The organism is Solibacillus sp. NPDC093137, assembly GCF_050280445.1.
Classification (GTDB): domain Bacteria; phylum Bacillota; class Bacilli; order Bacillales_A; family Planococcaceae; genus Solibacillus; species Solibacillus isronensis_B.
In genome coordinates this window covers 44,987-61,223 of the sequence record NZ_JBNNVH010000007.1, presented here as the reverse complement: position 1 = coordinate 61,223, position 16,237 = coordinate 44,987, and the positions used below count along the sequence as shown (strand labels likewise).

The following is a 16,237-nucleotide window of genomic DNA, read 5'->3' as shown; positions in this document are numbered from 1 at the left end:
TTTATTTAACTTCTTTTAGATAAGCCCGATATATATTTCAATATTTTAACTTTTTTGGTTTTATTGCGAAAAAAGGTCATCACCATACGTTATATATAATGTAAAAGCTTTTGCAATAACAATACTATAAAAAGGAGAACGATATGAAGATTGATGAGCAAAATTTTATAAAATATCTTCAAGCCGGCAATGAACATGCTCTTGATTACGTAATCGACCACTATCTTCCATTAATAAAAGGTGTTGTTTTAAAAATTTTAGGTCCGCTAGACATTAATGAAAGCCCAAAGGAATGCTGTAACGATATTCTATTATCTATTTGGAAAAATGCAAAAAAGTTCCATGGCGATGCTGCTGATTTTAAGAAATGGGTTTGCGTTATTGCTAAATATAAAGCAATCGATTATTACCGGATGGAAATGAAGAAAAAAGAAAGCCCTTCTTTGAACATAGAACTGACACAGGCAGAATCCATGATGTATGAAAACTCCTCCCTGGAAGAACAGGAGGAAATTCAGGTAATCATCTCTAGTTTAAAGCCCGTCGATCAGAAAATTTTTATAATGAGATACTTGTTAGATTTTGATACCGAAGAAATTGCTCGTCAGTTGGAGATGACAAAATCGGCAATAGATAACCGCCTTTACCATGGTCGAAAAAAACTAAAAAAAGATTTAGGGGGTATGCCCATTGAAAAATCTGTTTAAACACTTTAATGATATTGACATTGATGTAAATGAATTTGAAGAAGCTGATGTAACAGAATTTGAAAAGGCTCAGTTTAAAAGAGACTTGAAAAGACAAGTATCCAAAACAAAAAACAGAAAGTGGATGAAAGGAGTTGCGGCTGTCTGCCTTTCGCTCGGTATCGGTACCGCATCACTTATAGGTCTGTCCTATACCACCTTTGCTCATGATATTCCGATAGTAAACAGTATTATCAAACTCTTCTCGACCAAGGACAAGATAATTTCAGGCTATGAGGAGTTTGCGGATCAGCAGCATCTTGTAGCAGAAAGCAATGGCACAACGATTACGGTAAATGAAAGCTTATTTGACAGTAAAAAGTTTTTAGTTGGCTATTATATTGAAACAGACAGAGATTTAGGTGAGCATCCGGAAATAGAAACTACATTTAAAGTGGATGGTCGTGAGCATGCCCTCTTTCATACAGAGCATATAATTGAAAAGGTCGGACCAAACAAATATGCCGGCTTAACAACAGCAATTCTGAACTTATCTAATCAATTGGAACAGGCGAATTTCGAATTCCACATTAGCAGTCTTACCAATCGGGATACAAAAGAGATGGTTCAAGGTAGTTGGGATTTTGAAATAGATGCCAAAGCTACTGAGAATAAAGTTCAAATTGTGGAAGCACCTGCATCAAAAAAAGCTGATCTAGGTATTAAAATAAATGAAGTTATATACACACCGATCTCCTTTATCGTCAATTATACAGAAATGCAAAAAAATGAGATGTTAAAAGAGAAATGGGACGTTATTTCTTCCGATTTAAATGTAAAGGATAATTTAGGCAATACGTATACATCAAGGTTAACAGGCGGCACAGGAAACGGGCAGGGGTTTATGGAATATGTATTCACATATGAAAAACTACACCCGGATGCCAAAACTTTAATATTCACTCCCATATTCAAATTGATGGAGGCGGAAATCGATGAAAATGGCGTAAAATGGGTAAATCCTGATAGCGATTTAAAAATGGAAATAATCGAACTTAGTGATATTATTATTAAAATTCCTAAGTAATACGTCATCTAAAATGAATAACTTGCCTAGATCTCCTTGGAATTAGGGAGAAACGCAACCAATAGAAAAGCCAAAACGTAGAATTAACGTTTTGGCTTTTTGAATATTAGTGATTTTGCAATAAAACATTGAACTGCGCTCTCAATATTTTATTCCTTCGATGATCCGTCATTTAAATAAACTTCGCCGTCTTTATAAACCATTTGTTCTGGATAACGAAGATTTATAACTGCATCTTGAAGTTCTTGTGAAGGAGCCCGTGTTGAAAGTGAAACAATTATATTAGTAGCGAAAGCAGCAATTGCTCCGAAAACACCAGCACCAGTATCAATAATGCCTAATACCGTAAAGCCACCGTATTTCGCACTGAAGATATAAATAAGTGTTACCGCTAAGCCGACAAGCATTCCCGCTATTGTTCCTTTTGCATTCGCACGCTTCCACCATACACCTAAAACGAGTGCTGGGAAGAAGGTACCAGTAGCAAGCGCGAATGCCCATGCAACAATTTGAGTAATGGCACCAGGAGGGTTTAATGCAATAATCCCAGCTAATAGTGTTGCAACAACAATTGAAATACGTCCTATTAACAGGCGTTTTTGCTCAGATGCTTGTGGATTGATGATGCGGTAATAAATATCATGTGCAAATGATGAGGATATAGAAATCATTAAACCACCAGCTGTAGATAACGCTGCCGCCATTGCGCCTGCCGCCACGAGTCCAATAACGAATACCCCTAGATTTGCGATTTCAGGTGTAGCCATTACGACAATATCGTTGGCAATTTGCAGTTCTGGCCATTGAAGAATACCATCACCATTCGCATCGGCTATTCCCAATTTTCCAGTATCAATCCATGATTGAGTCCAAGCAGGTAGTTCAGCAATTTTATTACCAGCAACTTCCGTCATTAATATAAAACGAGCAAAAGCTGCATAAGCTGGTGCGCTAAAATATAAAAGTCCGATAAAAACTAATGCCCAAGCCCCTGACCAACGGGCCGCCTTCATAGTACCTACTGTATAAAATCGTACAATTACATGTGGAAGTCCAGCTGTACCACACATTAATGTAAACATAAGAGCTAAAAACTGCCACTTGGTTCCGTTGGTGAAAGGTGCAAAATACTCAGAAATTCCAAGTTCCCGGTCGAGTTCACCCATTTTCGTTAAAATTTCACCATACGAAATCCATGGTAAAGGGTTACTAGTCAAATGTAATGACATAAAAATTACAGGTACTAAATATGCAATAATTAAAATGATGTATTGTGCTACTTGAGTCCAAGTGATACCTTTCATACCACCAAATGCAGCATAAAATGCAATAAGTACAACGCCGATCATTGTTCCTATTTTCGCATCAATTTCAAAGAGGCGCCCGATTACTACACCAGAGCCCGATAGCTGACCGATTGAATACGTGAAGCTTATAATAATTGTACATAAAGCTGCTATTATTAGTGCTGCTTTACTATTAAAACGGTCTCCGATAAATTCAGGCACGGTATAACGGCCAAATTTACGCAGCTGCGGTGCAAGTAATATCGTTAAAAATAAATATCCGCCAGTCCATCCCATAATATAAGCCAATCCATCATAGCCAAGTAACATGATCGTACCAGCCATCCCGATAAAGGATGCTGCACTCATCCAGTCTGCCCCAATTGCCATCCCATTAAAAATTGGTGGCACTCCACGACCAGCAACATAGAAGTCAGATGTTTGTTTAGCAGTATTATAAACCGCAATCCAAATATATAAAGCAAATGTAGCCAATATAATTAACATTGAAACTATAAATTGAGTATCCATAAATTACCCCCTTCCATTAGTGATTTATCATATTGTTTGCGCCAATTTCTTCATTTCGCGCTTCACTGATCCCATACTTTTTATCGATTTTGTCTCCAACGATCGCATTTACAAACAGTAAAACAATGAAAGTAAATAAAGCTCCAATTGCCCCCATAAAATAGTGGAACGGGAATCCCAAAAATTGAACATCAGTTAACGAGTCTGCAAGCGCTACCATAACAAAAGACACTAAAAACCAAATTGCAAAATAAATAGCCATGTACGTATTTTTCTCACGGAAATAGGCATCAGCAACTTTTTTGTCGATTTTTTTCATCTAGACCTTCTTTCTTCAAATTTTTATCGTAAATCAAAAATAAAAAGAATTGTTTCCTTTAAAGGAAGCGGTACTAAAATCACCTTAACAACCATTAAAATAATAAGTCCTATTATAGGAAAGGTGAGAGCGATGAAACGTTTTTTGATTAGTCCATAAGCAAGACAGCAAATGGAGATAAGAATAATGAATAGAAGCAACTAATTCCCCCTATGTCTCCAAGTTTTTTTTTTAATGTATGTTAAAAAGGTCCAGGATAAAACGACTATAGAATAAAAAATTATTTGAGTAGGGATAACTAAAACAGACAAGCATCAAAAATTAAACACAGAATACATAATTATTAAAGATTCCACGGTTTACTATGTTATATTGGAATAGTAGTAAACGACCAACATATTTTTGACATCGACAATGTTAATTTAAGATTGTTAAATAAGCATTATTGGGTGCCAAACCCATTAGAGTTCTTCAGGAACAAAGAATTCTACCGCAGCATCTCCAAGTGAGATGCTGCCTTTTTTTGTTGCAAAACAATTTACATTCGATCAACATACTAAAAAGCTTAGAGGATAGTAACTAATCCTCTAAGCTTTTTCATGTCATTTTTTTCACACCAATAAACAACGGCTTTTTATTAATCCCCGCTATTTTCCAAACATGAAACAGTACCGTTCGTTGGTGTCAGCCTTTTTTGTTCCCGCTGTTCTTCCAGGAGATTCATCATTAATGATTGAATCAATTTTGTTACAATATTTGCGTGGATAGGATTTGCAAGATTTTTTCTTTCAAGAGGATCCTTCGTAAGATTATACAGTTCATATTGTTCAGGAACAGAAACTGTTTTCGTTACGATTTTTGACATAGAAACAGTGATCTCTTCATTAACAGGAGTTTGACTTTGAATTTCTGTTACTTGATCTTCTACTCCTGGGTTACTCCAAAATTGCGGATTATCGAAGTATCTTGAAAACTTCCAAAGCTCCCTTTCCCTATTTTGACCTGTTGGAAGATACGCAATGACAGATTCAATATGGTTTGGCTGGACAACAGAATTATAAGGCTGGCCGGAAATACTAGTCTGAGATAATCCTCTCGTTACATCATCATCTGTCATAAAATAAATCGGCTCATTTGCCCGTAGGAAAGCTTCATCCCCATAGAGAAGCGGCATTAAATTTCTTCCTACAGGTGGATGTACTTCAGTATGATTTTTCCTTAACTCCTGTTGAATTTTGTTTACGTCAATTTTGGCTAATCCTAAAAGAGTTGGCAGAATATCTACATGACTAGTCAACATATCCGCAGTTTGCCTATTTGGAAACAATTTTGGATTATGAACGATAAATGGTACATGAGTCGCTTCTTCGTATGCGTTATACCACTTTTGAAATAATCCGCCGTGAGCACCTAATAAATCTCCATGATCAGAAGTAAAAATGATAATTGTATTATCATAAAATTTGCTGGATTTTAGTTTATTGTATACCTTCCCCATTTCTTGATCGACTTTTTTATGAAGGGAGAAATAAAGCTGACGATAAAAAAGACTATCTCTTGTTGGCTGGAAGGCTTTGTGGTAAGTCTCTTTGTAGCTTTGTTGTGCAGCTGGCTTTGTGTGCAATAATTCATCCGCTGTAGGAGCAGGTGGAATAATAGGAACAGAAGGGTCTACTTCAAAATTGAATAACGGATGGTATTCAGTTGTTTCTCCGAACAACGTAATATCATGTGGATTTAAAAATGAAGATACAATTAACCAAGGTTGACTTTGATTAACACTATCCGCTTCGAGTGAATGAAGTAACTCAACTACTTCCCTTGAGTACACTTCATCACGACCACTTGTTCCAATGCCAGCAGATGAAGCAGAGTTACGAGGATTGGATCCATGAGGTTCTGGACCAACCCAGCCTGAAAAGCCAAATTCATTTAGACGCTCAGATTCCAAGTAAAACTTTTCAAGATTTCGGTCAGGAATACCTGTATTTGAATCGTAACTAGGCAATGCATTTTGAGTTCCAGGAATCAAAATATCCTGAGGACTCACATGCCATTTCCCCTTCCAAAATGTACGGTAGCCTGCCGCACGAAAATAGTCCCCAAAAGTAGGAACTGTATTAGGATCTAGCCAGAATACGTCCGGTTCAAATGAAGACGCAGCAGCCCCAGTTGTTTTAGTTAGCCCATGTAATGATGGGTATTGTCCCGTATACAGTGTTGCTCTACTCGGTGAGCATGCAGTGCTTCCAACGTAATGGTTTAAAAATTCCATTCCATTTTCCCGTAATAATTCCTGTGTCTTTAAATTTTCTTTACGCCATTTCTTTAGTTCCTTATTTTCGTAAACTGTCGGAAATCGTTGTTCATCCACTATAAAGATAAGGAAATTAGGTTTTGTTCCTTCTATGTTCTCCTCTTTCTGCAATCCCAAATATTTTCCCCCTTGCGAACATGAATAATTAAAACATCTTATGTTTACAGGCTCGAAAATACCATACACTTTGAAGGGTATTATTTAGAAAGATCCGTACCGAATCAAAGTTACAAAAACTGCATCTATTTAAGATTGTGGCAACCGAATTGTAAAGGTTGTCCCTTTTCTTTCTATTAAGACATCTTTGATGCGAATTATATATATATGTATTTCTAGTTTCATGTTCATTTAGGAATATGTGACTATAAATATATAATAATAGAAATGCTATTGACTTTAATTTCAGTATGTCCGTTTGTAATAATAATGACCGTTTCGGAAAAACTAGTTCAAAAAGCGATGATAGGAGTGCCTGAAAGTGACAGAACGCCCAAACATAAATCTCAAGACCTTTTGCATGAGTGAGTACGATGTTTTAAAAAAAGTACTTCTTTGTCAACCTCAATATATGACGATTCGTGAGATAATTAATGAAACACAGGAGCATTTTAAGAAGGAAGGCATCCATATTGAACGCGCACTCGAGCAGCATGCTGAATTTGTTAGAATTCTACAGGAAAATAACGTCGATGTTATTTTATTACCTTATCATAAAAAATATCCTGAACAGGTCTTTACAAGGGATGTTGGTTTTACACTAGGACAAACAATTTTTGTTGCTAAAATGGCGACAGAAGTTCGCTCAGGAGAGGAAAACATTTTAAAGCAGTGGCTGGAGGACGAAGAAATCTCTTATTATAATTTAATCGAGGAACGAATTGAAGGCGGGGATGTTGTAATCGATCAGAATACCATCTACGTGGGACTCAGTAATCGGACGGACGAAAAAGCTGTTGAACAATTACAGCGTCTATTAAATAATTTTAAGGTCATTCCTATTCCATTTAAAGAAAAATACTTGCATTTAGATTGTATATTTAATATCGTTTCCCCTGAAGTAGCCCTTATTTATAAAAATGCTTTAACACAAAAAGAAATTAACTTTTTTGCAGCACGTTATGATTTAATTGAGGTTTCTGAAGAAGAGCAATTTCAATTAGGTACAAATGTATTGAGTATTGGCAACAAGCGGATATTAAGTCTGCCAGTTAATATTAATGTCAACAAACAGCTTCGAAATCGGGGCTTTCAGGTAATTGAAGTGGATATTACAGAAATTATTAAATCCGGCGGCTCGTTCCGCTGCTGCACCCTTCCTATCTTACGAGAAGCATAAATAAAAATTACATTGGATCTGCAGTTGCATCTTTAGTGAAACTGCCTCCAACTAAAGAAAACCTTCTTTCACAAAATTTATAAACCGCACTTACTTATGATGCGGAACTACGTAATATGGTTAAGTGCGGTTTAAATTTCAATCAGATCTTCTAAAACAAAAAGTAGATGCGCTGTAGTAAATAAAAATAAATCCCTTGCATGCACCTACAAGGGATTTGCTATTATTTATTTTATTACAACACCCATTTATCTTTCGCAAATAAAATACGTCCTACTGCTAGAATTACTAAAGCTAACACTATGTTAACTCCAAGTGTAATAAACACGTGCTCGATATCAATGATTCCAACAAATAATTCTTTAAAAATAGCAAACACATTTAAGATTGGTACTAAAAAATATCCAGTAGTTAATTCATTTAGCCCGACACTTGTGATGAATAATGCCGGTAAAATTCCAACCATAATTATGGGTGTTCCGTAGCTTTGTGCTTCTTTTACCGTCTTACCAAAAATACTTGTCAGCAATAATGCTGAAGCCATTAATGCAGCGAAACTGATGATAATTAAAAGAGCGACCGTACCAATTAACCAAATATCCCCTTCCATTGTTAAGCCGGCTTTTAACTGTTCTGTAAAGAAGTAGATTTCAATAAATACAATTCCTAACGTTAAAATACCTGTAACAGTAGCAAGAATTACAAGCGTTAACCATTTGCCTAATAAAAATGAACTGCGATTTACAGGAGTCATTAATAAAGCTTCCATCGTACGGCGTTCTTTTTCCCCTGCAATAAAATCTGCTGATGAAGATGTAATGCCTATACCTACTGCAATAACCAGCATCATTGGGATAAGAAAGCTCATCATTTTTACAGATTGATCACCTTCGATTACTTGTACTTTATTAACTGTAAAAGGTGTTAAAATTGACGTTTCTACATTTTGTTGTCCTAATCGTTCAGAAACAATTGCCTGACTGTATTGTGTTAATGCCATTTCGATTGCTGACATGGCAATATAGCTGTTTTCACTATATGCATCGCCTAAAATTTGAATTGTTGGCACAATTCCGGCAGAGATTTGCTGTTCAAAGTCTCCAGCAAGAACAAGCCCGGCTACTGCTTCACCTTCTTTAATAGTAACTTCCACATCATCAACAGCACGAAGCTCTAAATTTCCTTTTCCATCTAGTAAACCTTTTACAAACTCTAACTGATCTTTTTCTGTCACGACATGAAGCTGAATATCCTCGTCAGGCGCCATCATTTTTTCATAGAAGAATACTAATGCTGACATTAAAACTAATGGTAAAAATACAGTTAAAATTAATGTGCGTTGATCTCGAAATGTATCCTTTAACTCTTTTTTGAATATATTAAGCATCTTCATTTCCTCCACGTACTAATTTACTCATGAAAATATAGTTTAAATCGCTTGAGCCTTCTTCAGCATAAAGCTGTTCAAGAGTGCCATCATAGACAAGCTCACCTTTATGAATCATTGCTACTCGGTCACATAGCATCGTTACTTCCTCTACAATATGACTGGAGAAAATAATGGTTTTCCCTTCACGTTTCAGTTGGTGCACAAGCTGACGGAAAGTATTGGATGATGTAATATCTAGCCCTGTCGTTGGTTCATCAAAGAGTACAATATCCGGATCATGTAATAATGTTCTTGCAATGGCCACTTTTTGACGCATCCCTTTTGAAAACCCACCGATTTTTCGATCTAAATAGTCTCTCATGCCAAACATTTTGGCTAATTTTTCAATACGTACTTTTGTTTCATGCTTACCTAAGCCATAAAGTGAACCAAAATATTCTAAATTTTCGCGTGTTGTCAGTCGCTCATAAAGTCCTGTTTCACTCCCAAACAATACGCCGATTCGTTTTTTCACTTCATCAGATTGCTTTACGGTATGAAAACCTGCTACTTCAACGCTGCCTGAAGACGGTTCAATTAGAGTAGCGATTGTTCGTAGTAAGGTTGTTTTCCCGGCACCGTTTTCACCTAGGAGCCCAAGTACCTCACCCTCATGAACTTCTAGGGAAACTTGCTTTAAGGCAGTTATATATTGTTTCTTATTTTGAAATTGTTTTGTTACTCCTTTAATTTCAATCATTTCCGTCACCTCGTTTATTTGATGTTTTTATCGTACAAATAAATACAAGAGGTGTCTGCGATGTTGTCGCAAAAATGCCCTATTATGTCGTGAAAAGGGAGAATGAATTGTAGAACTGTCAAAATTTTACGTATAGTGTATATTTATTACGAGGTGTATAACATGAGAGTAGGATTAGTAGATGACCGAGCAATTGATTTAGATAAACTAAAGGCAATTATAGAGCCAATCGAAGAAATAAATATTGTATTTGCTACTACAAGTGCACAGCAAGCCTATGAGGAAATAAAAAAGCAATCGATTGATTTACTGATTGCGGATATTGAAATGCCAGAATTATCGGGTTACGAATTAGCTGATATTATTTATACACACGCCTTACAAATTATGGTTATCTTTGTAACAGGCAATAGCGGGTACGCTGTTCATGCTTTTGAATTGAACGTACATGATTACATAATGAAGCCCTATACAAAAGAAAGACTTGTATCTTCTGTTGAAAGATTGTTAGCAAAGCAACAAAAAGCCGAGTTATCGGGCCGGATTTTTATTAAGCAAAAATCTGATATTCATATCGTACAAAAAAAGGACATTATATTTATTGAACGTTCAGGTCGTGCTACAACGATCTATACAAAAAATGGTCCTGTAAAAACCTATCAAACCTTAAATGAATTAGAGGGAGAGTTAAGGGACCGTTTGTTTATAAGAGCTCACCGCTCATTTATTATTAATATTCGATACATATTAAATTTTTCGTTATACGCAAAGAATTCCTATTTAGTGTCCTTTGAAGGAATTGAAGAAAAAGCAGTTATTACAAAGGAAAACCTAGATATTATACAAAAAAACTACTTTTGAGGTGGCTATATGAAGCATAAACTATATTTTTTCATCATTTGTTGTACCCATTTTGCCCTCGCAACAGTAGGCTATCTTTCCTTATACATAAGCATTCCAATAAGCATCATTTTAACATTAGTAGCTATGAAAAGAATTACGTTAAAGATTGATTGGAGTGTAATAATTCATTTATGTATGTATGGTGTCTATGTATTAAATGGGAAGAGTGTACAAAATCTACTCTTACTTTTTGGCGCATTGCTTGTGGTTATTTATAGTTCACAAAAGCAGAAAGCGCTATTTAAGACTTCAACAGTACAGTTAGAAGTAAATGAAAAGCTAGTAGAATTTAATCGTACATTTCAAGAGGTACGTAAAGAACGTCACGATTACTTAAAGCATGTATCAGCAATTGCTTATTTACTGGAAAAAGATAAGGTTAATGAAGCTAAAATCTATATGCAAAGGTTAGTAAAGCGATATGAACAGACGAACTTGTCGTTAAAGGGAGAGCAGGGGGCAGTAGCAGCCGTATTATATACGAATTACGAAAAGGCACGAAGCCACAATATTGCAATTAATTATTTGTTTGAAACACCTGTATCAAATTTATCCCTTCCATCTGATGAAATCGTTCAGCTAATAGGGAATATATTAGAAAATGCGATTGATGCAAGCATTGAATGGCAAACGAAGTATAACAAACAAGCTTTTATTGAATTAAGCCTTCGTAAAAAAAGCGGTCTATATCTATTAACTTGTTCAAACAATACAATTCCCTTGCCGAAGGAAATTGCTGACCAACTGTTTGCCAAGACTGGTGTTACAACAAAACCAAATCATAATGGTTTAGGTACTTCAATTATTCGGCAAATTATAGAGCAGCATAACGGATATTTAGAATTTATAGCAGAGAAGCAAACATTTACAATTACGTGTAAAATTCCTAATGTCATCTCATAAAAAAAGCTTTAATAAGCTACACCTACTGATTGTCTTACGGGATGTAGATTATTGAAGCTTTGATTTATTTAATGCTTCATATACTCCTTCAAACTTCAGGTGATGGTTATTTTTTACGGTATTTCTTATATCAATTATAATAAATAGATAAAAATGCTCTAATGGAGCATAGATATCGGTTTTCGTTTTTGTTTCTTTTCTTCATACATCTTTTTATCTGCTTCAATGTAGAGACTTTCTGTTTTACCAGCCGATTGCTCACTAAAAGCCATACCAATCGACATTTGAAGGTTGATATCATTATTTAATACAGGATGATGATTGGTTTTTTCACGGAGCAGATTACAAAGCATTTCAATCTGATTCATCGTTGTATTTGGTATAATTACAGCAAATTCATCTCCTCCTACACGTGAAACAATTACGTTACCGGAAAATGTGCTTTTTAGTAATTTCGCTGCGGCTTCTATATATTGATCACCTTTTTTATGTCCATATGTATCATTTACATATTTTAATTGATCGAGATCGCATAAAATTATACCCAACGCTACATTCTTTTCTTTATTATAATAATTAATCATTTGTTCAAAATAACCACGATTATAAATATCCGTTAATGCATCATGGGTACTTCGATATTGTAATTCTTGCTCTAACTTTATTTTTTCATCAATATTTCGCATAATACCTTGAATCGCAACGATTTCTCTGTTCTCGTAAATCGGCGTTGTATATTCCTCAAACCATCTATAAATTCCATCCGTACCTTTTAAACGCTGGATAATACCCTCGTTATAATTAATTTGACCTGAAATCTTGTTCTCCATAATTGTTTTGTCCTCTGGGTGAATCATTTCAAAAGGGGTATTCGAATCTCTATAGAGAGCCTCTAACGTACCTTCCCCTAAAAATAAATCTACAGAAGGACTTGTATACCTATGTCTATAGACAGGTTTTACTTCATAGTAATAAATGATATCTTGCGACCTTTCCACTAACTTTAAGGGAATGTTTTCATTTTGAAATTTTGATTGATAATATTTTGTATAAATCCAATACATTATTAATCCCGTTACTAAACCGAATATAAATAAAACCATTTCATAAATCCCCTGATAACTTTATTAAGTAGATTGTAATTTTCATCATGTAGTCCTTCTTTTTATATAATTTCCTTATTATTCAATTATACTTTTTTACTATAATGCAATCTACTCTTACTAGCACATATAACTCAGGCTAAATTGTGATTTTTTCATCTACCAACTACACTCACTGAATATATGTTTCTATAAATTCATTTATCAATGTTAAATATCCTGAATTACATTTCGAGTTGAACAAAGAATAAAGTATAGGAAAAAATCCGTAAACAATTTGTAAAGGCCGATCTTCTATAAAAGAAAATCGGTCTTAGCTTTTGTATATTTTAAATCTACATAAAAAGAGTTTATATTAAGTCATGCTACTCCCTATTCATCTGCAAATTATTACTCTTAGACAAACAAAAACAAACCATCAACTACAGTAAAACTACTGTAATCGATGGTTTATTAAAAACCGCACTTACTTATGATACGGTTCACCCTTAATAATTCTAAAACTGCGGTAAATCTGCTCTACTAGCACTAGTTTCATCAACTGGTGAGGCAGCGTCATTTTTCCGAAGCACAGTTTTTCATCCGCGCGATTAAGTACATCCGCATGCAATCCTAATGATCCGCCTATAACAAACGCGACTTTGCTTTTCCCGTAAGTCATTAGCGCCTCTAAATCTGCGGCCATTTCTTCACTCGTTTTCATTTTACCGTCAAGTGCCAATGCGATGACATATGTACCTTCATTGATTTTCGCAAGGATACGGTCACCTTCTTTACGTTTGACGATTTCCATATCAGCTTCACTTAACTGCTCAGGTGCTTTCTCATCCGGTACTTCTACTAAATCGATTTTCGCATAGCCGCCTAATCGCTTTACATATTCCTCAATACCCATTTTTAAATACTTTTCTTTCAACTTACCAACCGAGATGATAGTAATATTCACAACTTATCCACCTTTACGTTCCATTTACAAACAAGTTATCCACAAAAGTTATGCACATATCCACAAATAAAAACTATATATTGTGTAAAGTTATTTACTTGATACAACATATGTTGCGGACTGTTCACAGTAAGAACAAGTTGTTGATAACTTTTCCTCTTCCGATAACAAATCCATCATCGGGAAATTTTCTGTTTCTGCCACGTGCATATCTAACGCATGATCTATATGGGTTTCACAGCTGTACGTCTTCATTTTTAAACCTTCTTTCTTTTCTGAAATTTCCACAAACTTATTCACAATTTTTGAAATGTTATCCACAACCCATTGTAACAGACAAAAAACGAGTAGAAAAGACAAGCCTTTTTCTTCTCTACCCGTTGTGTACAATTTCATTCTTTAATTAAGTTATCCACATTTACAATTGTGCATTTTCCACTAACTCTAAATTTGCCTCTACTATTTTACCGTTGCGATATACTTTAATTTTTAATGTATCGCCAATAGATTTTTGATTATATAAATGTTTACGAAGCTCAATTGCATTTTCGATTTTTTCGCCATCCATTTCTACAATGACATCGTACTGCTGTAAACCTGCTTTATCTGCAGCTGAACCTCTTACAACTTGAGAAATGACAACACCATTCGTTACTTCTTCAGGTAATTTTAATGTTTGCTGTTGATAATAAGCCGGTACTTCCGTTAAATCGACTAAGGAAATTCCCATAGTTGGGCGTTGTACTTCCCCATGCTTTTCGAGTTGTTCAATAATTGGAATTGCTGAATTGATCGGAATCGCAAATCCTAAGCCCTCAACTGAAGACTGGGCAATTTTCATGGAATTTATACCGATTAACTCACCTGCAATATTCACTAAAGCTCCGCCTGAGTTTCCTGAGTTGATTGCTGCATCAGTCTGTAATACTTCTGTTGACCAGTCTTCTGCACCATCTTCATTTAAGTCGACAGGTACAGAGCGGTCTTTCCCCGAAATTACACCTGTTGTTACCGAACCATAAAAATCTAATCCTAATGGATTTCCGATGGCAATTACCGTTTCACCTTGTTTTAATACATCCGAATTTCCAAAGTTAGCTACTGTATCGATTCCTTCACTTGGTATTGAAAGTATTGCCAAGTCTGTCCAAATATCAGAACCGATAAGCTCTGCTTTTACTTTCTCGCCATCATCTAAAGTTACTTCAATTTGTTCTGCACCATCCACAACATGGTGGTTCGTTACGATAAAGGCAAAGTTCCCTTCTTTTTTATATACAACGCCTGAACCGCTACCTACCGCTTGAGCTTCTCCCGTACTTTGATTCCAAAAGTTTGGTGCTACATTTTGGATATTTGTAATCCCAACAACGGCACTCGATACTTTTTCAACCGCATTTGTTACATCAGTTGTCACCTCTGTTGCAGTTTGGCTAATCGTTGAGTTTGGGGAATCATTTGTAACCGAGTTAACTTCATTACCACCTGGTAGCTGATTTGCCAACGAGGGGAGCAGGAGCCATAATAATAAAGCACCAACGACAACACCACTCAAGCCAGATAAAAAGTACCCGCCTTTACTGCCGCCTTTTTTTTCTTTTCTATTTTGCCGCTGTTTTTTTTCTTCTTCTTCTCTTTTTAAACGAGCCTCAAGCTCAGCAATACGATCATTTTGAGTTTCTTTTTTATCGTCTTCAGGATAGTATCCCATATCGCTCATCCTTTCTTTATTCCTCTTACTGTTAGCATACACACTTAACATTAAAATTAGATGAAAATCACATAAAACCTAATTAAAAAATTGTTCATAAAATAAAAAAGGTATGCTAAAAGTAGAAACTTTTAACACACCTATCTTTTACCCATATTTACTTCAATTATGCCTTGCTAAATTAAACTGTCACAAGCTTTGTCGGCTCATTGGCATCGGTATCATGCAGATGCAAATATTCCCCTGCAATAATACCGCATGACTGTAATGTCTGTTCTACGCTCATCCGCGCCAGATCTTTCATATTGTTGTCTTTACTTAAATGCGCCAAATAAATTTGCGTCGGTTTTTCTGCTACAACATCAGCCATTGCTACTGCAGCATCCTCATTTGAAACATGTCCTACATCCGATAATATACGGCGTTTAATACTCCAAGGATATTTGCCCATTTGAAGCATACTCACATCGTGGTTACTTTCAAATACGTAGGCATCTGCTGCTGAGATATATCCTTTCATCCGGTCACTGACATAGCCTGTATCTGTAATGACAACTAGCTTTCGCCCGTTCTCATAGAATGTATAGAACATCGGTTCAGCAGCATCGTGAGACACGGCAAATGATTGAATATCCAGCCCGCCGAATGTTTTTACTGTTTCCATATCAAAATCAAAACATAAATCGGTTGGGATTGTTCCTACTAGCCCGTCCATCGCTGTCCATGTTTTTGCATTTGCAAATACAGGAATATTATATTTACGTGCAATGACACCGAGCCCTTTTATATGGTCACTATGCTCATGTGTTACTAAAATACCTGATAAACTTTTCATATCACGATCTATATTAGCAAACAGTTGCTCCATTTTCTTTCCGCTTAAGCCTGCATCAATCAAAAATGAGTGTTCATCATTTTCTACGTAGACTGCGTTTCCTGTACTGCCACTTGCTAAAACGCTAAATCGCATTGTTAAAACT

General features: G+C 35.6%; 15 protein-coding genes. 5 read left to right on the top strand and 10 right to left on the bottom strand.

Annotated features, from left to right (window positions below):
- Nucleotides 1-143 precede the first annotated feature (143 nt).
- Both ACQKN3_RS17510 and ACQKN3_RS17505 read left to right on the top strand, forming a co-directional pair.
- Entirely contained in the window at nucleotides 144-707 is a 564-nt protein-coding gene (locus ACQKN3_RS17510; protein ID WP_427713645.1) for a sigma-70 family RNA polymerase sigma factor, read from the top strand.
- Nucleotides 691-1,773 carry a DUF4179 domain-containing protein gene (locus ACQKN3_RS17505; protein ID WP_427713643.1) on the top strand — a complete coding sequence of 361 codons (1,083 nt, stop codon included), beginning with the start codon at nucleotides 691-693 and terminating at the stop codon, nucleotides 1,771-1,773. Before ACQKN3_RS17510 ends, ACQKN3_RS17505 begins: the two co-directional genes overlap by 17 nt.
- A gap of 149 nt (nucleotides 1,774-1,922) precedes the next feature.
- On the opposite strand, the gene ACQKN3_RS17500 is transcribed toward ACQKN3_RS17505, so the two are convergent.
- The 3 genes from ACQKN3_RS17500 to ACQKN3_RS17490 form a co-directional block, all read right to left on the bottom strand.
- Nucleotides 1,923-3,590: a sodium:solute symporter family protein gene (locus ACQKN3_RS17500; RefSeq protein ID WP_251690991.1), complete on the bottom strand. Its 1,668-nt coding sequence runs from the start codon at nucleotides 3,588-3,590 to the stop codon at nucleotides 1,923-1,925.
- 16 nt (nucleotides 3,591-3,606) lie between these two features.
- Complete coding sequence (locus tag ACQKN3_RS17495) at nucleotides 3,607-3,909, bottom strand: DUF4212 domain-containing protein (protein ID WP_251690993.1); 303 nt, start codon at nucleotides 3,907-3,909, stop codon at nucleotides 3,607-3,609.
- Nucleotides 3,910-4,546: 637 nt separating this feature from the next.
- On the bottom strand, nucleotides 4,547-6,343 hold the full coding sequence (locus ACQKN3_RS17490) for a sulfatase-like hydrolase/transferase (protein ID WP_427713639.1): 1,797 nt from the start codon (nucleotides 6,341-6,343) through the stop codon (nucleotides 4,547-4,549).
- A 400-nt stretch (nucleotides 6,344-6,743) separates the two neighbouring features.
- On the opposite strand from ACQKN3_RS17490, the gene ACQKN3_RS17485 reads away from it, so the two are divergent.
- Entirely contained in the window at nucleotides 6,744-7,562 is an 819-nt protein-coding gene (locus ACQKN3_RS17485; protein ID WP_427713771.1) for a dimethylarginine dimethylaminohydrolase family protein, read from the top strand.
- Between the two features lie 235 nt (nucleotides 7,563-7,797).
- On the opposite strand, the gene ACQKN3_RS17480 is transcribed toward ACQKN3_RS17485, so the two are convergent.
- Both ACQKN3_RS17480 and ACQKN3_RS17475 read right to left on the bottom strand, forming a co-directional pair.
- On the bottom strand, nucleotides 7,798-8,949 hold the full coding sequence (locus tag ACQKN3_RS17480; RefSeq protein ID WP_427713636.1) for an ABC transporter permease: 1,152 nt from the start codon (nucleotides 8,947-8,949) through the stop codon (nucleotides 7,798-7,800).
- Nucleotides 8,942-9,691 carry an ATP-binding cassette domain-containing protein gene (locus tag ACQKN3_RS17475; RefSeq protein ID WP_427713633.1) on the bottom strand — a complete coding sequence of 250 codons (750 nt, stop codon included), beginning with the start codon at nucleotides 9,689-9,691 and terminating at the stop codon, nucleotides 8,942-8,944. Before ACQKN3_RS17475 ends, ACQKN3_RS17480 begins: the two co-directional genes overlap by 8 nt.
- Nucleotides 9,692-9,853: 162 nt before the next feature.
- Here ACQKN3_RS17475 and ACQKN3_RS17470 point away from each other — a divergent pair, with 162 nt between their 5' ends.
- Nucleotides 9,854-10,552: a LytR/AlgR family response regulator transcription factor gene (locus tag ACQKN3_RS17470; RefSeq protein ID WP_427713631.1), complete on the top strand. Its 699-nt coding sequence runs from the start codon at nucleotides 9,854-9,856 to the stop codon at nucleotides 10,550-10,552.
- Between the two features lie 9 nt (nucleotides 10,553-10,561).
- Nucleotides 10,562-11,497 carry a sensor histidine kinase gene (locus tag ACQKN3_RS17465; RefSeq protein WP_427713628.1) on the top strand — a complete coding sequence of 312 codons (936 nt, stop codon included), beginning with the start codon at nucleotides 10,562-10,564 and terminating at the stop codon, nucleotides 11,495-11,497.
- Between the two features lie 158 nt (nucleotides 11,498-11,655).
- On the opposite strand, the gene ACQKN3_RS17460 is transcribed toward ACQKN3_RS17465, so the two are convergent.
- The 5 genes from ACQKN3_RS17460 to ACQKN3_RS17440 all read right to left on the bottom strand — a co-directional run bounded on the left by ACQKN3_RS17460 (nucleotide 11,656) and on the right by ACQKN3_RS17440 (nucleotide 16,227).
- Nucleotides 11,656-12,600 carry a sensor domain-containing diguanylate cyclase gene (locus tag ACQKN3_RS17460; RefSeq protein ID WP_427713625.1) on the bottom strand — a complete coding sequence of 315 codons (945 nt, stop codon included), beginning with the start codon at nucleotides 12,598-12,600 and terminating at the stop codon, nucleotides 11,656-11,658.
- Nucleotides 12,601-13,066: 466 nt separating this feature from the next.
- Nucleotides 13,067-13,546, bottom strand: a complete 480-nt coding sequence (rlmH, locus tag ACQKN3_RS17455) for a 23S rRNA (pseudouridine(1915)-N(3))-methyltransferase RlmH (protein ID WP_427713623.1) — start codon at nucleotides 13,544-13,546, stop codon at nucleotides 13,067-13,069.
- A 90-nt stretch (nucleotides 13,547-13,636) separates the two neighbouring features.
- A complete protein-coding gene (locus ACQKN3_RS17450; RefSeq protein ID WP_079523607.1) occupies nucleotides 13,637-13,801 on the bottom strand; it encodes a CxxH/CxxC protein in 165 nt (54 codons plus the stop codon).
- Nucleotides 13,802-13,964: 163 nt separating this feature from the next.
- Entirely contained in the window at nucleotides 13,965-15,257 is a 1,293-nt protein-coding gene (locus tag ACQKN3_RS17445; protein ID WP_251691004.1) for a S1C family serine protease, read from the bottom strand.
- Nucleotides 15,258-15,438: 181 nt separating this feature from the next.
- Nucleotides 15,439-16,227: an MBL fold metallo-hydrolase gene (locus ACQKN3_RS17440; protein WP_251691005.1), complete on the bottom strand. Its 789-nt coding sequence runs from the start codon at nucleotides 16,225-16,227 to the stop codon at nucleotides 15,439-15,441.
- Between the last annotated feature and the right edge of the window lie 10 nt (nucleotides 16,228-16,237).